Consider the following 23,573-nt stretch of genomic DNA (forward strand, 5'->3'; position numbering starts at 1 on the left):
TACCACGTTACATGTTGATTAATTTAAGTTTTTGTTTTATATGGTTTTACCTTTTGACGCAGTTAATTGCCGTAAGACAACTGTGTTAAATCGCTGTTTTTAGCACGAATACCACTTAACACCTTATTTTCCCGTATTAATATAGTGTTTTTCGATTGAACCTTAGATAATATGGCTTTTAACTCTACGATCTCAGAACGAAGTTCTCGATTGTGCTCTTTGTATTCATTCAGCTCAGTTTGCTTGGAATCACGCTGCTGTCGAGTACCTTTGTTCTCGACACCTTTAATGCACTCTATCTAATAGGTAAGGGAAATCACGATGAATAAACGCTCAGCTTACTCCAGTTCGTTCGACAGCGGCAGAAACACTCGTTTTATGCATACCAGAGACAATATTTGACCGTAATTGTCCAGTCTTTCTAAACCCGTATCTCCCTCACTCATTTCAACCATCATGGTTAAGGTAACTGGGTTATTGACATCGTTATGTCCGCTAACCTTAAGTCTGAGTTCTGTACCAGGAGTAGTATTCTCCATCACTTGCGCAAAGTCGTTACCTGAATGTTCTTCGTATGGAGGAATAACATAATCCAACTAAAAACCAGGACGAAATAAAGTAAATGCGGTGAGTAGTAAACTAAACGATTCCCACACTTTCAACTTAGTTATAAAATATGCTTGAGTCGCGGTGGTAAAGATTAAATTGCGGCTGTCGACGAGATAAAGAGCATAATTCCATGTAGTAACGTTACATAAATCAATGGTAAGTAGTTGTTAAAAATAAACAAAAATGGCAATAGCGCGGTGCGAAGTGAATAGGAGACGGCAATAAAACCAGTGCGAATAGGGTTGCCCCCAGATACCGCTGTCGCGGTAAAAGTGTCATAGCCCAAGACATCTTTAGTGGAATGTCCATTGCCAACACGTTCCAATCCTCGCATGTTCAATTTAATAGCATCTAAATGCACGATATATACCAAAGCAATGTAAGAAATAATGGTTGACAAAAATGCCGTTTTAACTCTTTCAAAGCACGGAATATCAACGTATTCCACCATCAAGAATGCAGCTGCGCCCATAACTGGTCGTATGCGACCACAACCCAATTAGCTGAAATATGTATAGACTAATATCATATAACAAGGTTAGTGCGTATATCAGTACATCTCTATCATAAATCTTATGAGCCCTTCGAATTGCCAATATAAATTCGTTTAAAAAATTGGTTTCTTGCGCAGATAATACTAACTAGAACGACCAAATATAAACGTTTGAGCTTAGACATAGAAAGTCTTTTTTACCATTTTGATTTATACCTTCACACGTGATGTATGATTTGTCGTTTTCAAGGTTTGAATTGAACTTACTTTACATGGGGGGCGATGCTTTTGGCATTTAATTACGTACTCGTCAGTGACGGAGATCTTATATTTATTCATATGCAAATTAACACGATTAAAACATTCCTTAAAGGAATTTATTTGTATGAATTTATATCACTATTTTTCGCCTCATAATTAAGGTTAACTAACAACTAGTCTAGTTCCTGCTTCTGACATACCGTCAGTTTGATAAGCAATTGGCTAAAAATTAGGTTGCTTAAATAAATATACAATGAGGTAAAACCTATGTTCAAAGGAATGAAAGTATTTTCTAAAGTGACAGTTATAGCAGCGTTGATCGGTGCTAGTGTTAATGCGAACGCAACAACAAATTGGGACTTACCGCTTGCATGGCCAGCGGATAACTACATTGTAAAATCGGTTGATCAATTTGCTAGTGAAGTTAAAACTGCAACTGATGGCGAGCTTGTTATTACACTTCATCCCGGTGGGTCTTTAGGCTTTAAAGGACCAGAAATGTTTGCAGCTGTTGGTGATGGTCTCGTAATGATCGGTGACATGTTGTTGAATCAACAATCTGGAGCAAATCCTCTGCTTGGATTGGAATCTTTACCTTACTTGATCGGAAGTATGGAGGAGCTGAGAACGTTTGGCTCGGTCTATCGCCCATTACTTGATGATATTTACGCACAAGGTAACCAAAAGATTTTGTTCACAATTCCTTGGCCACAACAACAAATATTCACAAGTAAAAAGATAGAAACGATTGAGGACATGAGTGGTATAAAAATTCGTACTTACAACAAGTCATCAACTGAAATTTTAGAAGCAAGTGGTATGACCGCAGTACAATTACCATGGGGTGAGGTAGTTCCATCTTTAGCGGCTGGTGCAATCGATGCTGTTGCAACCTCATCTCCTTCTGCAGTAGATGGTTCATTCTGGGAGTTTCTGGAATTTGGTTATCCGACTCGACAAACTTGGAACACCAATGTAGTTAGTGTCAATCTAGACGCATGGCAAACGCTTTCTAATGAAGGTCGTGATGCGATTGAAGCTTTGGCTAAAAAGCTTGAACCAGAATTTTGGGCAACAGCCATTACTGTCGATGCAGAGAAGATGAAATTTTTGGCAGAAAATGGTATGACCAATGGTGATCTTAACGATGCATTACGAGCTGAACTGGCAAAACGTGCAGCACCATTACGCGAAGCCGCATTGAGTGAACTCGGGCCTAAAGCTCAAGCTGTTGTTGATGAGTTTAACTCTAAACGTTAAGTTGCTTTAACTTAATTCTTCTAAAAGTGACTCTCAATATTGATCATGAGAGTCATGTCAATACTCCGATTGATCGAGGTTCCTATGTGGGACAGAGTGAGTCTTATAGCTGACCAGTTTTCACGCTTGTTGGCTTATATCGCAGGGATGGCGATCCTTAGCATTGCTTTGATGCAACTTCTTGAACTTCTACTTCGGAATGCATTTAACTATAGTTTACCGTTTGTATGGGAATATGCTGCATATTTACATATGGGAGTTATTTTTCTCGCAGCTGCTTATACCCTTCGCACTGGTGGTCATATTCGTGTCACTTTATTTCAAAGAATTCACCCGCGAGGTTTCGAATGTGTGGCGACGTCAGTAGCATTAATTGTTAGTGCTTTTATGACAATGGCAATGATAGGGCTTGCATGGCGATATGGCACAAATGGTCGTACCTCAGGTACAGTAAACGATGTAGCACTCGTTATACCCGGAAGCTTTATGGCATTTGGTTCCGTGATGCTTACATTACAACTCATTATTCGTTTGATTAATAGTCTGATTGGGCGACCAGTTGAAATCAAGCATTTTGATACGGATGGTAACACCACCGACAATTCTGAATCATCAACCAAAAGTCAGGACTAAATCATGCCTTTACCTATACTATCAACCATTTTATTGGTTTTCGGATTGTTAGCATCTGGTGCTTGGGTCGCGCTAGCCTTGATGGGAGCAGGAATATCCAGCCTTACGTTATTTCGAAATATGCCTGTCGATAAACTCCTTTCACAGTCGATTTGGAATGGGTTATCTTCCCCAGAACTTGTTGCATTACCATTATTTATTTTAATGGCAGAATTGCTGATGCGTTCTCGCTTTATTGATGGTCTTTTTAGTGCACTTGAGCCATGGGTTCGTAAATTGCCTGGCGGATTAATGCACATTAACATTGTAGGTTGTACCTTTTTTGCGCTAATTTCAGGTTCTTCTGCGGCTACTACTAGTGCAGTAGGTAAACTTACCATCGATGAATTGGAAAATCGTGGATATGATCGTTCAATGGCGATGGGGTCACTGGGCGGAGCGGGTACACTAGGATTTCTAATTCCGCCAAGCATTATTATGATTATTTATGGGGTATTGTCGCAAACCTCGATACTTAAACTATTCGCAGCTGGTTTGATACCTGGTTTGTTATTGGCATTATTGCTGATGTCATATATTGCTATACATGCAGTGATAACCAAGCGCCGCTATCCAAAATCAGCAACTGATAAAAACGGCACTGGAAAATCGATCTGGCGTGAACGGGTTGATGGATTGCCTTCGTTAATTCCATTTTTTGTCTTAATGGGTGTATTACTAGTTTCATTATACGGAGGCTTTGCGAGCCCATCAGAAGCTGCGTCGATTGGTGTTGGCGTGACGCTAATCATCATGGCTGTTGAGCGGAGTCTAAATTTCAGTAGATTGAAAGGTGCGTGTATTGGAGCAGCTAAAACCGCAAGTATGCTGGGACTTATTATTGCAGCCGCCGCATTTCTTTCTACTGCCATGGGCTTTTTAGGGTTACCACAAGCAATATCAACGGCCGTTAAATCCATGGATTTAAGTCCAATGGAATTAGTCGCATTATTAGTTGTAAGTTATATCGTATTAGGTTGTTTTTTAGAAGGAATGTCGCTGATTTTAATGACACTTCCTATTGTGTTACCACTCATTACGAGCGCTGGCTATGATAAAATTTGGTTTGGTGTCTTTTTGATTATTGTGGTTGAAATGGCACAAATTTCACCACCTGTAGGAATGAATCTCTATGTAATACAGGGGTTAACCGGTGAAAGTCTTGGAAAAATAGCACGTTCAATTGCACCATTCTTTGTGTTAATGGTCGTGTTTGTATTTGTCTTGGCGGTATTCCCTGAATTGGCTACCTTCCTTCCTTCTTTGATGTGACACTATTGTATTACATATATACAACGTAGATGGGTTGAACTTCTTGGTGATTAATGTTTGTCCAACCAAAATTCAAGGGTAGGTGTAATTCATAGTAATGTTAAATCTCAGACCTATCATAATGGAAACTTAATTCGGAACACGATGAATTTATGAGTCTTAAACATGAACCATTACTTCAGTTCAGCTTTATGGGAGAAGGTGCGTTACTGTGTGAGGTTGTAAGTAGCGATGGACGACTTCAACTAGATATCCAACAACAAGTATGGAAGCTTGGAGGTGCTGTATCACAGGGACACGGTGTGCTCGAGGTGGTTCCCGGTATGAATAATATTCTAATCATATTTAACCCAATGGAAGAGTCTGTCGAAACGATACAAAAAGAGATTAAATTACTTTGGTCACTAACAACGAAATCTTCCTCTCAACTTGCAACAGCTCGAGTGCATGTTATTCCAGTCTCATACGGAGGAGAAGTTGCTAAGGACATTTTAGATTTGGCAACTTACGCCGGATTAAGTGTCGCAGAGGTTATCAAGCGACATAGTGAAGCGGAATACACAGTTTATGCACTTGGAAGTCAACCAGGGCTACCTTACCTAGGTGGGTTAGATTCAAAGCTTGCGATGCCAAGAAGAGAGGTTCCTCGAACTCGAGTAGAAGCAGGTGCGATTATTATTGGCGGGTCACAGGCGAGTATTTTGTCATGTACCTCGGCTTGCGGCTGGCACATTATTGGCCAGACCGATGTTGAATGTTTTAACCCTAATAGTGAGCCACCAGCCCTGTTTTCGCCTGGTGACGTTGTTCGATTTCACGTTAAAGAGGAGCTGAAATGATTGAGGTTGTCAAATCTGGCATGCTCACTAGCATTCAAGATCTCGGTCGACATGGGTATCGTCAAATTGGAGTTGGGCAGAGTGGTGCGATGGATGAATTTGCATACTGCGTTGCTAATATTTTATTAGGAAATTCGGAAACATCTGCAGGTTTGGAAATAACGTTGGGTGGCTGTGTATTAAAATTTCATAGTGATACAACTGTTGCTTTCACTGGATGCGATGTTGGTGCCACACTAGATGGATGTTCTATTCCTCCTTGGTCAGCAATTAGCGTTAAGGCGGGCCAAATATTAAAGACATCGATGTCGACATCTGGATTACGGGCGTATATCGCGATTGCTGGCGGCATTGATGTGCCGATAGTAATGGGCTCGCGTTCTACTGATTTAAAAGCTGGTTTTGGTGGGTTAAATGGACGAGCGCTGAAAGATGGCGATCAAATTGAATTGCTCAATCCAACATTTACATCGTGTTTGACCAATGGTTTTGGGATATCTCGCCGTGTACTTCGTTGTGCTAAACCCGATGTGACTGTTGAAGTCCGAATGATTCCCGCTGCTCAATGGGACAGTTATAGTCATGAAAATCAAACAAATTTCTTGCAGACAAATTGGGTTGTTACGCCACAAAGTAATAGACTTGGTTACCGTCTAAGTGGACCAATTATAGAGCCAAAAGAACGCTTGGAATTATTTTCACATGGAATTTTACCGGGTTGTGTACAAATGCCACCTTCAGGCCAGCCTGTGATTCAATTAAATGACGCTAATACCTGTGGTGGGTATCCCAAATTAGGTGTGGTTATTCAATCTGATCTGAGAAAATTAGCGCAAATTAGACCAGGGGGTTCCATTCGATTTAGGCTTTGTTCGCCAAATGATGCTGTCGAAGCAATTCGCAATCGGCGCAGAGAGCTTGATGACCTGAGGTGGCAATCTGAGTCGATCCGTACTCAACTGCAACAAGTTCAATTTTGAAATTAGCAATAAATACAAATAGGCTAAACAAGGTGAAATATTATGAAATCCATTGACCTGAATTCTGATCTCGGAGAAGGGTTTGGACCTTATACGATTGCTGAAGATGATGCGCTACTTGAAATAGTCTCTTCTGCGAATATAGCATGTGGTTACCATGCAGGTGATCCAATGGTTATGGATAAGACCATACGACGAGCTATTGAGTGTGGAGTGGCTGTGGGAGCACATATTGGCTACCCAGATATGCAAGGATTTGGTCGTCGAACAATGAATTTCACCATTCGAGAACTTGAATTGATGACAACCTATCAATTAGGTGCATTACAGGCCATTGCTCAAGCTGCTGGTACGGAGCTTAAACACGCGAATTTTCATGGCGCACTTGGTAATTTGTCGTTTGTTGATCGTGATGTTGCACGTGCGCTGATTAAAACAATTAAAGCGTTCGACGCAAATTTAAAGTATATCGGCCTTCCGCATACAGCCGCTGCACAGGAAGCTGAAAATGCAGGATTAGAAGTGGTGTTCTCATTCTTGGCTGATCGCGCTTATACCTCTGAAGGATTACTGGTACCTCGTTCAGAAGCAAATTCGGTCGTCAAAGATGTTAACGCCGTAGCCGAACGTGTACGTCGTGTGGTATCTGAAGGTGTTGTCAAAACAATTGACGGATCATTGTTGGCTATGCCAATTAACTCAATCTTAATACACAGCGATACTGTTGGTGCACTGCAACTAGCAAATACTATTCAAGCTGCCGTTCTAGAGTCTGGTAGTGAAATTAGTCAGTTTGGATATTAATAATTACGAGTTAATAACTGTTTAGCAGGAAGTGGCTAAAACTACATGCGTGCTTAGAGTAGTCAGAAACGTTTTGATGATGTTGCGAATCGTTATCGGAGTTATCTACCGTCGTATGCAAAAGTGAAGGTAGTTTAAGTCGAATAACTATCGTGCTCATTTCATTGTTATCAAATAAAAATATCATTGCTTTAAGAGACAAGTAAGTGAACCCAAAAATCAGACAATGTGAGCACTATTTGTGCAATAAGGTTGTTACTTACTAAGGTCTGAACTGTGTAGATTTTATTATGTAAAAAACATCAGTCAATAGATACATCGATGCTAGATTATGGAGCTTTGGCTGTTAGCTTGGCGTCGAGAACGGTTAAATGTGGTCCGTTTGGATATGGCGAATTGAGTAGTGCGAAGTTTTTCTGCGGCTGTGGCAAGTTACCCCATTTAAATATCCAATACATCGCTTCAAGTTGCTTGAGTTGAATCAATAGTGAAGAGACCTACTTTTAAGGTAAATAGATAAAAGAAAGGCTCTTGATTCGGCTATGTTATTTGTATTTAGCCGTCATATTTGTGTTCAATATTTTACGCGAAACTGTTGAATAATGATTCGCTCTTTATGTAGCAATCGAGATAAATAGAAAGGTATCGATAACCTATTTCCAGTTATAAAAGAGTAAAAGCTTAAGACTTTGCAGAGTCAGTTAAGCATATGTCTATAAATCAAGAAGGAAACGTTGATGCAATATAACTCAGACAACGGTGAGTTTTTTAGTGAATCGTTGATGAAAGAAATAAAAGACAAATTTCATCATATTGATATTGATCCAATCGAGAACAAAAAACGACTGTTCTTCGATAATTCTGGCGGTGCGTTTAGACTAAAAGCGGCAAGCAGTACTTTCCAAAAGCTAGACCAGCTACCTGATTGTCCAGACCACGGAAACCAAACTGCTACATGGCTTATGAATCAGCAAAAGAAAGGGTATGAATCGATAAAAACTATTTTAAATGCTGAATCAGGGAGTATTGTGACCTCTTTAACCGCATCAATGGTTATGTTTGAAATGGTAAAATCCGTTATGGAAAATATTCCTGGAGGTAACGTTGTGACTACGGTGCTAGAGCACCCTTCAGCGTATGATGCGATGGTTTCTTATGCAAAAAAAACCGGCAAAGAGTTACGTATTGCCAAGACGAATCCGCAGACTGGGGGAGTCGATGTCGAGGAGATCATCAAATTAGTTGATGAAGATACCTGTTTATTGAGTTTTATGTACGCATCAAATATTTCTGGTGCTCTGCTTGAAGAAAAGAAAATAGTTGAACAAGCGCGTAAAATTAAACCGGATCTCTACATTATTGCCGATGCGGTGCAGCATGCTCCTCATGGCATTATCGATGTATCTCAGGTTCCAGTTGATGGAATCAATTTTGCTCCATATAAATTTTTTGGACCTCGAGGGTTTGGTGTCGGATTTATTTCTGAGAGATTGGCGAATCTTCCACATAATAAGTTAATTGCTAAACCTCAGGCGTTTTGGCAACTGGGCAGCTCTGCTCCTGCACATTTCGCCGCTCTTACTGAAGTTGTCAATTATGTATGTTGGATTGGTGAACAGTTTAGTAAGTCAAATGCTCGCAGAGCGCTCTTTGTTGAAGGCATGCAGCGGATTAAGCTGCATGAAAGAGCGCTAATGAATATGATGCTAGAGGGAACCGATGATGTTGAGGGTTTAAGAAACATTCGAGGGGTTCATGTGTATCTAGATTCTGAGGATATGACAAAAAAAGATTTCATTATGGCGATTGGTTTCGACCAAATAGAACACCAACAAGCAGTAAGACTTTATGAAGAAGCTGGTGTGATTACCTTTGAACGACTTCTATCAAGTCCATATTCATCAAGAATGCTTGAGTCATTCGGACTTGAAGGTGCAATTCGTGTTTCTCCTATTCATTGCCACAGTCCGGCAGATATAGAAGAATTCCTTCGTATTACCAAATCTTTGTGTTGCATATAGTTGACGCTTATGGCGACCGATTTTATATAATTGCGGTAATAGTAAAGCAGCCCATTTGAATATCAGTCGGGCTGTTTGGTTTTCGGTAAGTTAGAAATGTAGGAATAGAATAAAAAACCGTAGAATTTACAATTACACAATTTGTACTGGTTCAAGTTTTACAATTTGAGAGGTATGCTATTTAGATAATTGAGCATACCGTGCTAGTTGAGGAAACACGACATAATTGAAAATAACTCCATCAGTTCTATTTGCCAACCTTATACCTTAGATATCAAAATATCTCTTTCGACTCCCTATGTTTTTGTGAAATAACCGATTCACTTTCTGTTAAAGCAAGCACCAAGTTCTGGTGCGGTTGCTTTAACAATTTTATTTAGTCTAATACTTCCATGCACTTAACGACGGCGACGTCTCTGCAACACAATAATTCCACTAAGTAATAATAGCGCTGGAACATAGAACCATTGTCTAACAGGACGCAGTGCTGGAACACCAACGATATCGATAACCTGGTCAAAGTCAAAACCAACTCTTTCCGCCGAGCTGTCAAAGCCGATACTATCAACAAGCATAGAACCATCGTTTTGAGAGAGTAATTCTAGACCGTAATTCTCCAGTCTTTCTAAACCCGTATCCCCCTCACTCACTTCAACCATCATGGTTAAGGTAACTGGGTCACCGACATCGTTATGTCCGCTCACCTGTACTCTAAGCTCCGTACCAGGAGTGGTATTTTCCATCACTTGTGCAAAGTCTTTACCCGAATGTTCTTCGTATGGAGGAATAACGTAATCCAACCAAAAACCAGGACGGAATAAAGTAAACGCGATCAGCAATAAACTAAACGATTCCCACATTTTCGACTTAGTTATAAAGTATCCTTGAGTCGCGGCGGTAAAGATTAACATTGCAGCTGTCGACGAGATAAAGATCATAATTCCATGTAGGAACGTTACATCAATCAATAGCAAATCGGTGTTAAAAATAAACAAAAATGGCAATAGCGCAGTGCGAAGTGAATAGAAGAAGGCGACAAAACCAGTGCGAATAGGGTTCCCCCCAGATACAGCTGCCGCGGCAAATGACGCCAGCCCAACAGGAGGCGTGACATCGGCCATTATCCCGAAGTAAAAAACGAACATATGTACCGCAATTAATGGCACAATTAAGCCACTTTGCTGCCCTAAGCTGACAATCACCGGAGCCAGTAACGACGATACAACGATATAGTTTGCGGTTGTTGGGAGACCCATCCCTAAAATCAAACTTAAAATACCGGTCCAGAGTAAGATAAGTAAGATGTGTCCCATCGAAAGGAATTCAACCAACGCTGCCAGCTTCAAACCGACACCTGTTTGAGAAACTGCCCCAACGATGATTCCCGCCGCTGCAGTCGCAATACCAATGCCGATCATGTTTCGTGCACCACCAGTTAAGCCTTCGATCAAATCGCTAAAGCCTCGTTTAAGGGCTGTTGTTGTATTAATTCCACGGAAGAAATCAAACAAATAACGCTGAGTGGCCAAAATGAATACCATCAATGCGGTCGCATAAAAAGCTGAAAGACTTGGTGAATTACGTTCAACCATTAAGCACCAAATCAACACCAATACTGGTAGCAAGAAATGCAATCCTGACATTACTGTCGGCCCTGCCTCAGGTAAGTATTGAACCGGCGAGTTCGGATCATCAAGCTCTAAATCTGGATAGTTAGAACTTATTTTGGCCAACACGACATACGCAACAAGAATTAAAGTAATCATCGTCCATGGAATCAGTCCGCCTGGCAGATGAGACTTAATCAACGAGACCAAGAAAAATAGTCCAAATGCGCAAATAACAGTATTGCATAATACCATTGCTCCCACGGAAAAGATCTTTGCGATTCGTTTTTCGCCCAATGAGGACTTCACTGTGCGCAGCACAGTAATTTGAATCGCAACGAGAGCTAGTACAAACAACAGCCTCGCTGCTGAGCTCGCTAGCACCTCATAGAGTTCGGAAAGGTAAACCGCTGCTCCAGCTAATGCAACGATCGGCAACAATGTCATCGCCCAAGAGACCAAGACATCTTTAGCGGTACGCTTATTGCCAACACGCTCCAATCCTTGCATATTCAACTTCATTGCCTCTAAATGCACGATATACACCAAAGCAATGTAAGAAATAATGGCGGGCAAAAACGCTGTTTTAACCACTTCAAAGTACGGAATATCAACGTATTCCACCATCAAGAATGCGGCTGCACCCATAACCGGTGGCATAATCTGACCATTAACCGAAGAAGCAACTTCAATCGCGCCTGCTTTTTCTGCAGAAAAGCCAACTCGCTTCATCATTGGAATCGTAAACGTTCCTGTGGTAACGACATTTGCAATTGAAGAGCCCGATATTAAACCAGTCATACCAGAAGCCACAACAGCAGCTTTTGCCGGGCCGCCCCGTAAATGCCCCATCAATGAAAAGGCAACCTTAATAAAGTAGTTGCCTGCACCCGCGCGGTCCAGTAACGCTCCGAACAAGACAAATAGAAACACCATATCAGTAGACACGCCCAATGCGATTCCAAAGACGCCTTCAGAGAAAAGCCATTGGTGATCCATGACACCACCAAATGTTGCGCCTTTCCACGCAATTAGATCGGGAGCATAAGGGCCTAAGAAGGTATAGCCAAGAAAGACCATTGCAACCACCATTAAAGGTGGGCCTAAAGCGCGACGAGTCGCTTCCAACAACAAAAGCATCCCAACTATTGATACTAGGATATCAAAAAATTTTGGCGCACTTGGCCGATCACTTAAGCGCATGCCAAAGAAATGATCAACCAATTGAGAATCGGCAATTAATGGGTATAGTGCGCACAGTGATGCAACAATCGCGAATAGCCAATCGATATTAGGCACTTTGTGTTTTGGTGATTTATTGAAAGCAGGGTAGGCAAGAAACGCTAAAAAGATAGCAAAGCCAAGGTGAACGGAGCGAGCTTCTCCACTGGCAAATACGCCCCACCCAACCATATAAGGTAAAGGGGATGCGATCCAAATTTGAAAAAGAGACCATGCGATGGCAACGCCAGCCATGAGCTTAACAATCGCCTTATTATTTGGCTTTCTCGCTCCCATATCATTTGATGTAACAAGGTCTTGCAGTTCCTTATCATCCAATTGTGTGTTTTTCGTATCGTCTGTCATCATCCTATGATGTCCTATTCCATTGTTTGCTTATTGAATACGCACCGCAATTAGCTAATGGTGAATCAGTTATACATTGGCTTTGTTTTACAGCGGACAGGGGGGGGCCTATAATTCTGACCCAATTGATTAAGCTATAGTGAGACGATCATGCAGAAATCGCTGACACAAAATATCCTGTTGTACAATATTTCGCTTCAATAAATAGCGGAGAGCATTGCGTCGTTAGAAAAGAGGTAAAACCCACAAATACGCTAAGTAGGTTGTCATCAAAACCCACTTAGCGTGACTGAATGATTACATCCAGCCTTTTTCTTTATAGTAACGAATCGCGCCATCATGAAGCGGAGCCGACAAGTTTTTAGTGATCATATCGCTTTCCTTAAGATGGGCAAATGCAGGGTGCATTTTTTTGAAGCGTTTGAAGTCATCAAAGACGGCTTTTACCATTTGGTAAACCGTTTCTTCATCAGTCGCCGTTGAGCTTACAAATGTTGCCGCAACCCCAAACGTGACAGTATCTGTATCAGTGCCATTATACATGCCGCCTGGGATTGTAGTCATTGCATAGTAATCGTTGGCAGCGGCAAGTTGCTGCGCAGCGTCATTATCGACCGGAACTAAAATAGCGTCACAAGACGTTGTTGCTTCCTTGGCTGAACCATTTGGGTGGCCGACAGTGAAAACAATCGCATCGACTTTGCCATCACATAGAGCGGCAGCTTGCTCAGACGATTTGAGTTCAGAAGCAATGGCAAAATCGTCCATCTTCCATCCCATTTTATCCATGATAACTTCCATGGTTCCACGAGATCCAGAGCCTGGGTTTCCGACGTTGACTTTTTTACCCTTTAGATCGTCAAAGGTTTTGATGCCAGAGTCAGCACGAGCAATCACTGTAAACGGTTCAGCGTGCACTGAGAAAACAGCGCGTAAATCAGTAAATGCACCATCAGGGAATTTATCTGGAGTTGTTCCATTATACGCATGATATTGCCAATCGGATTGTGCAACTCCCATGTCTACATCACCAGAGCGAATGCCATTGATATTGGTTACTGAGCCACCGGTTTTATGAGTACAGTTGACGGAATGCTCTGTTGTGCCTTTATTTACTAATCGGCAAATAGCGCCACCTACCTGATAATAAACGCCTGTTTGCCCACCAGTGCCAATTACAACATGTTTAGTACTAGCAATAGATGCAGTACTTATAAGTGTGGTTCCAACCATAGCGGCTAGAGCGACTTTTTTTAAAATCATGCTTAACTCCATTAATTTTAGATTTTGCCATTCGTAGATAGTTGAAATATAGACACTATTTTGTTTCTAGAATGATCCGGTATATAAAACAACATCGCATTGAGTAATTTTTCTTAAAGAGTCAATGCTCTTAGTGCATAGAACTCACTTACGTTGCAAATGTTGCGCATTTTTTTCAAGTTTAATGTTCTCCATTTATTGTTGTATCTAATATTTCAATAAGTTGTTCTAGAAAAAATATGATTTCGTTTTCAGAGTTGTAATGAGCCAAAGACACGCGAGCGACAGATTCAAGGCCAAGAGGACGTAAAATATTGCCCGAATAGAGGTCGTTTGATCTTGCATGAATACGAATTCTACGTTCACCAAGCGCAGCGACTAAACTAGCGCTATCCCAATTCTCGACACTAAATGAGACAACACCTTCTCGTTGGTTGATCTCTGTACTCCCTACAATTGTCACACCGGGAATATTGAGCAAACCTTTGTATTCAGTATTACCATTGACAAGCAGTGAAATTAAAGAATGCTCTTGGCTGAGCATTGCTTTACCAGCAGCATAGAGTTGGTCCCTTACATCCGACGCAGAGGTAAATTGCTTACCTAACCAAGTTAGATATTTAACCACTTCAGTGACCCCTGCTAGCGCAGAAGGGTCACGACTACCAAGCTCCCATTCACTCGCTTTTTTTCCTAACAAACGATCATGCGGTATTTCGCTCATTCGAGTGGATAGCCAAGCGTAACCATTATTAAATTTCGAATAAACCTTATATAACGACAGTACATAAGCGTCTGCACCATATGCTTCAACATCCAGATATCCATGGGGTGCGTGCTGTATGCCATCAACAATAATGAAACATTCAGGAGCAACCGCTCGAATAGCATCAACAATGGATTTAACATTCATGACAATCCCCGTAACCGGGTTTGTATGAATAATCGTAGCAATGCGAGTATCTGGACGGACACAAGACGCGTAGTCAATTGCATCAACGATGCCACTTTTGGTATCGAAAGGAACCTCAACCCACTCTCGTGATGTATTTTTCGCCCAGATTTGAGTTGCACTGTACGTTGAAGGGTGCTCGACTGAACTTGATAGAATTGAACCGCCATCGAGGCTAGCGAGTGCAGCACTTCGTATTAGACGAAAAAGACATTCTGACCCTGTTTCTCCACCGAAGACGATGCCACTCTTTGCACCAAAGAGTAATTTTAGGTTTTCTAACCCCTCGTTAACGACAAGGCTCATGGCTTGAGATGCGGGATTATTTCGATGCTCATTGTCTGGTATAGCACTTATTTCCGCAGTACGTTCTGTAACTGACTTTAGAGTCAAGGAGCCGCCAGCACTTTCAAAAAATACGCGCTGACCGGAATAAGGGCAATGCTCAGTAAAATGGAACTTTGCACGAATCTGACCTAACAAGTTGGCACTCATTGGAGTGGTGTATACATCCTCATTGATCGTTTCGTTGATATTATTCATTAATAAGCCCTGCATTGGATAAATTATTGTCACTAGTCTCAGCAGTTATCCAACAATTAAACTGGTTTTTGATAAGTTGATATTCAGTCTAGAAAATATACTATATAAATAAAAGCGAATAGAATGAATGGATTTACATTCCTTTTATTCAACTTATATTAATTAACTTAGGCCATGGATAATGATCACATTCAAGCAGATCGAAGCATTGTATTGGATATCTGAATTGGGTAGTTTTTTCGCAGCTGCAGACAAGTTACACACTACACAATCAGCGATATCTAAGCGAGTCAATGAGTTAGAAGAGGCATTTGGTATTCAAATATTTGACCGCTCTCGTCGGAATGCAAAATTGACGGAAAAAGGTAGAGAATTATTGGTCATGTCAAAGGACCTAATTGGAATCAGAGATGACATGCTGGAGCGTATGGCATCACCCACCGTTTTACGTAAACATTTTCGAATAGGAGTTACAGAGTTAACCGCCCTAACTTGGTTACCAAAGTTGGTAAAATTGATCAAGCAGAATTATCCTCGGTTAATTATTGAGCCACAGGTTGAATTAACTTCAGTCCTATTCGAAAGAATGAATGATGACTCGCTTGATCTCATTATTGTCCCAGATATCCATGAAGATGCTCGGTTTAAGGTACAACCACTTGGAACTGTCGAAAATGCATGGATGTGCACTCCTGGATATACTGATATGCAGGGTACAATTACATTGCAAGATATCGCTCAGTTTAATGTTTTGATGCAGGGACCACGGTCTGGAACTGGTGTCATTTACGACAGATGGTTTTCACAAAATAAAATTTATGCTGGTCATACGTTAGTAAGCAACGATCTCGTAGCCCAAATAGGACTTACATTATCTGGTTTTGGAGTCACTTATCTACCACTTAAACCGATGAGCTCACTAATAGAAAACAATGAACTCAGAATTTTAGATGTTAGCCCGAAGTTACCTCTGGTCCGGTATGCTGCGGTTTATCGTTCAGACCGAGATTCACAGTTCTACAAAGATGTATCAGGTTATGCTAAACAAGCATGTGATTTTAGCCGATTTTTACTAAATAATTATTCATCTACTCGCAGCGCACCGACAGGCTCACATTAGCTTTGAGTTGGGTATCTGTCTGTTGGTATTGTTAATGTTTGAATTTCCACATGAGTATTGATTAGAAGTGTAGCTATCTCCTAAAATAGCTGTATTCTGATTTAGAGGTTGTCCGTTTAAACTAATCCAAACGGAGAATTCTTATGAAAAAACTACGCTATGCCGAATCACATATTGTTTAGATCTTGACGGAAGTTGAAGCCAGCCGAAAAGTCTCAGATGTGTGCCGAGAATACGGTATTGATTATGCAACTTAATACAACTAGAAATAAAATACGGTGGTCCGAAAGCTCTTATCGGTTCTCCGTGAACTGGTTGATGATGTAAAGTAAGAACATGACGTTGGTTTAGGTAGAGCGTGTCGAGTAGCTAGCATTAGCGATTCAGTTTCTCGAATATACGGTTTATTGAGCTTAAACCAATGACGACGTTGAAAGAAACGATTTTCAGATCGTAACCCAATCCTGTTATGCGTTCTAAAGCAGGGAAATAAGTGATAGGTAATTGGTTTTATAATGAGCTCGTTAACGTACGGTAGATGCTTTCGTACCTTGAATTTTCTAGATAATTTTAAGCGTGAAGCACTCGTAATTGGGATTGATTTGAGTTTCCCGCAGAATGTGTACTTCTAGTATATAATCGAGCTTTCGCTTGACGTAGTTATTCACAAAAGAACCGTATGGACAATCGGCCAGAGTTTATTTCCATGCAATTGGCTGATTAGGTTGAGAGGAATCAAATAGAGCTACAGCTTTGCGTCACGACACATGTGAATTAATCAGGTGGCTATTCAATCAACGCCATAAAAATTGGATAATTGTCAGGTCTGAGCTAGTACACCTTAGTTAGCGTTCCTAAACATGACCCTTTATTTTTTATTTTGGCTAACATGATAAATGACATATACATCAGATAGATAAGCAGGTGAGAAGAGTACTTATTTATCTTAGAATCTTTCGTATACAGCTTTTCGCTTGAGCTAATTAGCTCAAGTCTTATAGAGCCTTTGCCACTTCGACCATGTTTAGTACCACGCTTTTCTTCTGTGGTTTGCATTCCGTTGATCACGGATTGCCAATCTCCTTTTATAATACTGCTGTTGATGCCGAGCTTGACGGCTCTCCAATGGGATCTTGGTATTGCAAAATGGAATGTTTTCACAAATTTGTTTAATGTCTCTGGGGAGTTGAAGGTGATCCCCGATTTATTTACGAATGTATGAGTTAGAGCGTAATTCATCATTTCTCTAATATCAGCGGAATTGGTTTTATACTCTAACCTAAGAAGTTGGACAAACTTATCCGCGTATTTGATTTCATCTATGGTCTTGAGCTTTCCTGGAACTAGAGCATGAGCACGGCTAAGAGAAAAGTGACGAGATGAGTTGGACCTTCGACTCGTTGCACTTTGCGTTTTAATTTTTATGTTATTGGAGCCGGTCGTTAGTGATTTCAAGTACTCGGCGTTTGTTAACCACTTATCGATGGTTTGTTGACTCAGGCGATATTTATATGTCAATAAATCGATTCGTTCACCTCGAGAAATCGCATCAAGTACTTGGTAGCAAGTATTAAGGCTTATTCGTTCTTTAGTGGGAATCACAAGTTCGATATCTTCTGTGTTCACAGTGCTAATTTCATTTTGAAGTACTCGAACATTTAACGACTCACAGAGTAAGTCGTAAGTATCATCGAGGCGTACATTTCTTTTTAATTTCTTAATGGCTTGATATTGGCGTCTCGAGCATAACCCCAGTATTTGCGATTCGCTAAGTGAGATGATGACACTTTTCTCTAAGGTTGAAGGTGCAGCAAGTAGGTCACTTAAGTGAAAGTAGTGTTTGAATGTTACTTGCGGACTTTCATGGCCCGCAAATGAGGCAATTTCCCAATAACCGTTACTTTGGGAGTGTTTGAACAACAGCTTACATAGCGTTGTTGTTCGTTCGCGGGAGTAGGGGTAGAAGCTGGGGAGTAATTGTTCAGGCTGACGATGTTCAAGCATAAGTTGTAATCGGCTAAAGCAGCTATGTCGAAGGTGATAAAAAACAAGGTGGTCTTCTCCAGACAGTGCTCGTAGAACTCTACCGACGTAATTGGATACAGCAAATAGATCAAATGGTCTGAATTTGTCCTCACCTATTGTCAGCAATGGTGCTGATAGCGATGGGTTATGGCTCTTTTTATCACGTATATAGTTAGAAACTATTTGGTGTTCATGCTTCAGCAGCAAAGGAAACAATGGGACTTTTCGTAGCCCACTAGCTGTTTTATTATCTCCGAATTTATTTGAGCGGATCTCAAGCCATCCGGTGTGAGACTCTTCTAAATTATCGATTTGTAGCTTGGATAACTCATTAATTCTCAGGCCTGTACGATACGCTATAACACATATAGTCTGTAGAGCTAGTTTATCGGTTAAATTTAGATCACCAAGGTTTTCTATATGTTTTAACAACGCTTTAAATAAGGGCTCATCAATTAAACCTGCGCGGGTATGTTTTTGACCAGAGTCTATATGAAAAAAGCTATCACTTAAGCTAGGTAGTCCCATCTCTGGCGCTGCAAAGGCGTGAAGTTCTTTGAGCCGGTTCGCATAGTAGTGCTGTGATTTGGCGGTTAAATGCTGATTGATTTGGTTTAGATAAATTTCTTCTACTTCGATACTTGTCGTCACCTTACTAAGATTAAATTCAGAGTTCATCAAGCACCAATACTTGACTTGATTGAGCATATATTGGTGTACAGTTTTGGCTGAACAACCAAAGGTTTTGTAAATAAGCCATTGAATAAAATACTGTTGCCAAGGTACAAAGTTGTATGTCTCAAGCAGTTTCTCCAGTTTTACTCTGACTTTTTCCGGCGATATCTTTATTCTTTCAATATTAGGCTTACAGGCTGCTTTCAGAAATCCGATATATTGATGTTGTTCTAGCTTTTGCCCCGTTTTACTTATCGAATAACGACGTTTTTGTTTCACTGAAACACTTGTTGAGAAATCTCGAAAAGAAGATGAGCGGACTGGATACAGTGTTGGTGCTACTAGGCGAATCAAGTTAGATTCCGGTAACGAATATGAGTGAGTACGACCAATACGGTATTCTAACAACGCTTCACTTAAATCGGGGTTGCTATGGTACTCATACCAGAAAGCAGAACAAGAGCACAGCTCGGAGAGTGTTGTTGGTAAACTCTTCAGCGAAGGAAAGTCACTGGTTAATATTAAATAAAGCTCTTTTCTACTTTTTGGAAATACCCAAGATGCAGTATCTAGGCGATACCAACGCTTCAGTAGACCTAATGTTTTTATGGAAAGATAACATTGATAGGTGGTTATAGCAGTCCCATTTTGATAAACATTGCTATTGAGCTTTTCGTTGGCTAACGTCAGAGTTACATATGTATAGTCTCCAAACCTTTTAAGGGGGAGTTGTTCTCCCGTCTGCAGTATGTTGTGAAAAGCCATAAGAACGTCGAAATTACACTGCCCTGAATCTGTAAGAAGCGATAAGAGTAGTGATTGGTAGCGAAACTGAATATCGCGTTGTTCCTGGCTATTCCTGTTTTTATACCAATGTTGGAGCGCATCATATAGAGCCCATGAGCCTTTTATCCATTTAGGGGTTCGTAGCTGTATTGGGATCTTATTGGTTATTAGGTGAGTAGGGGCAGAATATTTCCAATCGTGCTCGCGTTGGTATTTTGTTAAAATATTAATGCCGTGTTTAAAGGCTAGTCGAAAGTCACTCTGAAGACCGAAGGTATCCATCAAGCCTTGGTTAAAACGCTCCCAACCTGAAATAAATTCGTGCTCAGTCGGTTGATTTCCTGGATTGGGAAATTGTTTTTCTAGCAACTGACGGGATTTAGTCCGCACTGTCTCCATATGTGCAAGGCGCTTATTCCGTCGGGATTCTTCTCCACAGCGGCGACTCATTTTATTTACTCTCGAAGTAATTCATTTATATGTTTCTCTAGTAGATCACTTATATGCCTTAGTTCCACTCGGCTAAGATGGCTGAACTGAGCAAATGGCAACTGATTTGAATTCGTATGACCCATCCATGCACCGATTTTTTCATCTGGGATTCTCTGACTATATAGGTAAGAACGTAAATAGTGTCGAGTCCAGTTAGCAGGTAAAGGGAAAATGGGGTCGATGTGCTGCATATAACTTGAAGGGCTGGCTTCTTGTATAGACTCGTGAAAACGGTAGAAGCAAAAAGCCCACTCTCCACTATTGGTTTGTACATACCGTTCAGCGAGTTGCGGAGAAGAAACCGCGAAAAAGATAGCAGCCCTTTCACAATATGCTAAATAGTCTTTAATAAGTGAAAGTACGAGTTTGGGTAAAACGACCGTTCTACCGAAATAGCCTACCCTTCGTTCCTTCTCTGCGATACGATACTCACCTGTTGAAAAATGAATGTCGTCGGTTGTTCCAAACCAGCCTTCAACTGGCCTGTAACCGCTCGCGATTCCTAACACTAACTGTAGATATAAAACTTTAAGGTTATGACTATACTCAGAATACTTTTCATCATTAGCGTTTGATATCGTATTTAGCTTAGTTTGGAGGTGCGAAAAAAGTAGCTGTAATGTATCTGTTTTTACGAAGAGGGGGGAGCCTAGGCTGGCGTGAGGTTGCATATCTGCAAGACCGTTAAAGTAATCGGTTTTAATGGCGTTGCCTATATGATTTATATACTTTTTGAATATGGATAATAAGTCGTTGTAAGGGATATATGTGTAGTATCGAGCCGGCTCATTTTTAACATCATAACCAGTAATGAGTCCCACAAGTGTACTGTCAACTCCATTCGCCTTTAATGCTTGCGGCAGGTAGGACGATACTTTACCTAACGTTAGTTTGATTCGATGGCGCTTTTTTATATCTAAAACAAACAGTTTAAGTTCGTTTTCAGTAACGTCTCTAAACTTGAAGCTCTTCAAGTCGCGCAGAAGGTTTAGTGGAAGAGGGAGCACGTACTCTTTGGATACCTCTCGCATAAAATAGTGCAGTTCTTTACGTAGTGTTTGACTAGGAAGTGTAAATTTTCTTTTTACACCAATGATATCGTGTCGATGATTCTTCTGAGCGGCCCAGTTGATAATTTCGCTAAACGTATTGCCAGTAAGTAGCATTAGAAGGAGGACTCTGGCATATTTGCTGTTGGTGTCTTTACTTTGCAGAGCGGTAACGCAATCATGTACCAAATGATGTAACTCCGCTGGTGTCATGCTGTAGATATCACAAGTTAACATCATGCTTTTCTTAAGGATACGTTCATTGATCGCTCGCGCTTGAACAGCTTGTGTAGAATAGTCTTTTTTCACAGAGTCTGTTGAGGTGACTAAAGACAGAGTTCTTGATTGGATAGACTGTTCTTCTTCATCTATCCAGTGTGTACTTTTGTTCTCCTGCTCGCTAAAGGTTAATTCTTTGACTTCAACTACGTAAACGCTGTCGCCATCGTTTAAATGCTTTTTATCTGTTAATAGAAGCCTGCCTTCTCTTTGAAATTTTTTGGTACTTGCTTTTCGAGTAAATCCTTGTTTATTTTCATAGGCATCTCGGTATGGCACTTTAAAATTACTAATTTGTCTACTGATGTTGGTGGACTGAAATTCATTAGAGTGTTCTAAGTCGTGAAGGGTATGAATCAGTGAAGGAAAATCCGATCTAAATATATCAGGCAGAGAGGCGACAAGTTGTTCCCGTTTACCTAAAGCGTATTGTCTCATTTCATTACATAGACGCTTAATTTTTGAATCATGTTCTCCTTGTAAACTAAGGTGAGTAACAACCATTAATGTTAGTGCTTTGTACTGATCATATAATTTAGCGTCGTATGACACTCGTGTAAGCTCTGCGACGACAAAACAAGCTATATCATATGTAGTTAACAAACTTTTTTCTTTGAAGCCAGCGTAAACTTCTGACAAAGGAGGGGGATCGTCGATTAAGTGGGATGTTGCTTGAGACGTTAAAATTTTTATTTCGGAGAACTGACTTTGGTAGACAGGCAGTAATAGCTTACAAAGTCGGATGACTTCCGTGGCAATTGCACCATTTTCCTCTTTAGATCCACAGAATAAATTCTCAAGAAAGTAGATCTGATTTTTGCCCTGAAAGCGTCCATTTAAGTCACTGTGATTCATATTTCGTAGCTTGTTTTAGTTGCTCAAAAATAGTGGGTTCAGATTCTAAACTTCCTTTTGTATGAGAGGTAATTAATGGTTGTTCCCGTAGTTCCCGTTGCTTCTTTAATCCCGAAATGGTCATGCGACTGCATTTGGCAAAATATTCTTGAGTGATTTTCTTCGAGGAAAAAAGATGTTCAATGATCGATGTTGGTGCGGAGTTGTTGACCGATTTACGAAGCGGCTCTAATTGATTATTGCGTGTTGAAGCGATGAGAACTCTAAATACACCTGTCCATGCTCTCAATTCAATTTCATCATCATTTAAGTCGTCGAATATCACCACTGCATGCTTATGAATATCGAACTGGTGTATAGAAAAACCAGGAATTTCAAACCCACTAAATATGTAGCATTTGGATGGTGATGGGTGTGTTGCTGAGAATATTTGTCCGAATTGAATTGCGTTTAGTGTGTCGATTCCGAGTGATGGCTTATCAAAGAGAAATGCCTGAGAATTAAAAAAGTCATACGCAGGGTAAGCTTTGATATGGATATCTGATGATAATTTTTTCTTTTTACGCGAGGACAGAAATTTAGCCAAATTGACACCTCTATAATAAATGTTTTGGTACCAAAAGTAGCTTTTTTATGGTGACCAAAAAATTATATCTCGGCATAATATGTCACTAAATGTTCTAAAAGTCAATTTTGTAGTTATATATAACTAATTGTATTTATTGTAATATGATTATTTTATGGTAGAGTATTTGGAATGGTATAATCCTTCCAAGCTGATGATCCGGGTTCGATTCCCGGTGCACGCTCCAAGCTTTTCCTTCATTGTTCTAAATCCTAACTCTCTGAAATAACACTAAGTTAGTTCAAATATACTCGTTTTTATCCTCTGATTTTTACTTTCTCATTCGATATCTGTCGTTTTATATTTAAATATAGACATAACTTATCGGCTCGATTTTAAATACTGACTAACAACATATTGGGTATAGTAGAGCGGTATAACAATATTCTCTTTTTCTAATGCATTCGATCCTTGTGTTCTTGTTAGTTTGATTGTCTGTAAATTCTTTTGGATATCTTTTACTGCGCATAAGCACCTCCCTATTGGTCATTTTGTCTAACTAAA

16 protein-coding genes and 1 pseudogene are annotated in these 23,573 nt (G+C 40.4%); 8 read left to right on the forward strand and 9 right to left on the reverse strand.

Annotated features, from left to right (window positions below; translation table 11 throughout):
• Positions 1-338 precede the first annotated feature (338 nt).
• Both ACWU4D_RS10500 and ACWU4D_RS10505 read right to left on the reverse strand, forming a co-directional pair.
• Positions 339-656: pseudogene (locus ACWU4D_RS10500) on the reverse strand (DUF3394 domain-containing protein).
• Positions 657-700: 44 nt separating this feature from the next.
• The gene (locus ACWU4D_RS10505; RefSeq protein ID WP_456051375.1) at positions 701-1,081 is read right to left on the reverse strand and encodes a hypothetical protein; all 381 of its coding nucleotides are present in this window, start codon (positions 1,079-1,081) and stop codon (positions 701-703) included.
• 549 nt (positions 1,082-1,630) lie between these two features.
• Between ACWU4D_RS10505 and ACWU4D_RS10510 the strand changes: the two genes are divergently transcribed.
• The 6 genes from ACWU4D_RS10510 (at position 1,631) to ACWU4D_RS10535 (ending at position 7,190) form a co-directional block, all read left to right on the forward strand.
• On the forward strand, positions 1,631-2,623 hold the full coding sequence (locus ACWU4D_RS10510) for a TRAP transporter substrate-binding protein (protein ID WP_456051376.1): 993 nt from the start codon (positions 1,631-1,633) through the stop codon (positions 2,621-2,623).
• A gap of 54 nt (positions 2,624-2,677) precedes the next feature.
• Positions 2,678-3,256: a TRAP transporter small permease subunit gene (locus tag ACWU4D_RS10515; protein WP_456051377.1), complete on the forward strand. Its 579-nt coding sequence runs from the start codon at positions 2,678-2,680 to the stop codon at positions 3,254-3,256.
• Between the two features lie 3 nt (positions 3,257-3,259).
• A complete protein-coding gene (locus tag ACWU4D_RS10520) occupies positions 3,260-4,567 on the forward strand; it encodes a TRAP transporter large permease (RefSeq protein ID WP_456051378.1) in 1,308 nt (435 codons plus the stop codon).
• A 152-nt stretch (positions 4,568-4,719) separates the two neighbouring features.
• A complete protein-coding gene (pxpB, locus tag ACWU4D_RS10525) occupies positions 4,720-5,406 on the forward strand; it encodes a 5-oxoprolinase subunit PxpB (protein WP_456051379.1) in 687 nt (228 codons plus the stop codon).
• Positions 5,403-6,386 carry a 5-oxoprolinase subunit C family protein gene (locus ACWU4D_RS10530; RefSeq protein WP_456051380.1) on the forward strand — a complete coding sequence of 328 codons (984 nt, stop codon included), beginning with the start codon at positions 5,403-5,405 and terminating at the stop codon, positions 6,384-6,386. The genes pxpB and ACWU4D_RS10530 overlap by 4 nt, the downstream gene beginning before the upstream one ends.
• 42 nt (positions 6,387-6,428) lie before the next feature.
• Positions 6,429-7,190, forward strand: a complete 762-nt coding sequence (locus ACWU4D_RS10535; protein WP_456051381.1) for a LamB/YcsF family protein — start codon at positions 6,429-6,431, stop codon at positions 7,188-7,190.
• Positions 7,191-7,519: 329 nt separating this feature from the next.
• On the opposite strand, the gene ACWU4D_RS10540 is transcribed toward ACWU4D_RS10535, so the two are convergent.
• Complete coding sequence (locus ACWU4D_RS10540; RefSeq protein WP_456051382.1) at positions 7,520-7,675, reverse strand: hypothetical protein; 156 nt, start codon at positions 7,673-7,675, stop codon at positions 7,520-7,522.
• A gap of 252 nt (positions 7,676-7,927) precedes the next feature.
• On the opposite strand from ACWU4D_RS10540, the gene ACWU4D_RS10545 reads away from it, so the two are divergent.
• Positions 7,928-9,211: an aminotransferase class V-fold PLP-dependent enzyme gene (locus tag ACWU4D_RS10545; protein ID WP_456051383.1), complete on the forward strand. Its 1,284-nt coding sequence runs from the start codon at positions 7,928-7,930 to the stop codon at positions 9,209-9,211.
• Between the two features lie 398 nt (positions 9,212-9,609).
• On the opposite strand, the gene ACWU4D_RS10550 is transcribed toward ACWU4D_RS10545, so the two are convergent.
• The 3 genes from ACWU4D_RS10550 to ACWU4D_RS10560 form a co-directional block, all read right to left on the reverse strand.
• Positions 9,610-12,405, reverse strand: a complete 2,796-nt coding sequence (locus ACWU4D_RS10550) for a TRAP transporter permease (RefSeq protein ID WP_456051536.1) — start codon at positions 12,403-12,405, stop codon at positions 9,610-9,612.
• A gap of 297 nt (positions 12,406-12,702) precedes the next feature.
• The gene (locus ACWU4D_RS10555; protein WP_456051384.1) at positions 12,703-13,668 is read right to left on the reverse strand and encodes a TAXI family TRAP transporter solute-binding subunit; all 966 of its coding nucleotides are present in this window, start codon (positions 13,666-13,668) and stop codon (positions 12,703-12,705) included.
• 181 nt (positions 13,669-13,849) lie between these two features.
• Positions 13,850-15,163 carry an aminotransferase class V-fold PLP-dependent enzyme gene (locus ACWU4D_RS10560; RefSeq protein WP_456051385.1) on the reverse strand — a complete coding sequence of 438 codons (1,314 nt, stop codon included), beginning with the start codon at positions 15,161-15,163 and terminating at the stop codon, positions 13,850-13,852.
• Between the two features lie 181 nt (positions 15,164-15,344).
• On the opposite strand from ACWU4D_RS10560, the gene ACWU4D_RS10565 reads away from it, so the two are divergent.
• Positions 15,345-16,283, forward strand: a complete 939-nt coding sequence (locus ACWU4D_RS10565; protein ID WP_456051386.1) for a LysR family transcriptional regulator — start codon at positions 15,345-15,347, stop codon at positions 16,281-16,283.
• 831 nt (positions 16,284-17,114) lie between these two features.
• On the opposite strand, the gene ACWU4D_RS10570 is transcribed toward ACWU4D_RS10565, so the two are convergent.
• From ACWU4D_RS10570 to ACWU4D_RS10580, 3 genes are read right to left on the reverse strand one after another with little or no spacing between them, the layout of a single operon-like run.
• Positions 17,115-20,219: a hypothetical protein gene (locus ACWU4D_RS10570; protein ID WP_456051387.1), complete on the reverse strand. Its 3,105-nt coding sequence runs from the start codon at positions 20,217-20,219 to the stop codon at positions 17,115-17,117.
• A 5-nt stretch (positions 20,220-20,224) separates the two neighbouring features.
• Positions 20,225-22,444, reverse strand: coding sequence for a hypothetical protein (locus ACWU4D_RS10575; protein ID WP_456051388.1), 2,220 nt, complete (start codon positions 22,442-22,444; stop codon positions 20,225-20,227).
• A complete protein-coding gene (locus tag ACWU4D_RS10580) occupies positions 22,431-23,030 on the reverse strand; it encodes a hypothetical protein (protein ID WP_456051389.1) in 600 nt (199 codons plus the stop codon). Before ACWU4D_RS10580 ends, ACWU4D_RS10575 begins: the two co-directional genes overlap by 14 nt.
• Between the last annotated feature and the right edge of the window lie 543 nt (positions 23,031-23,573).

The organism is Vibrio phycocola (assembly GCF_053850235.1).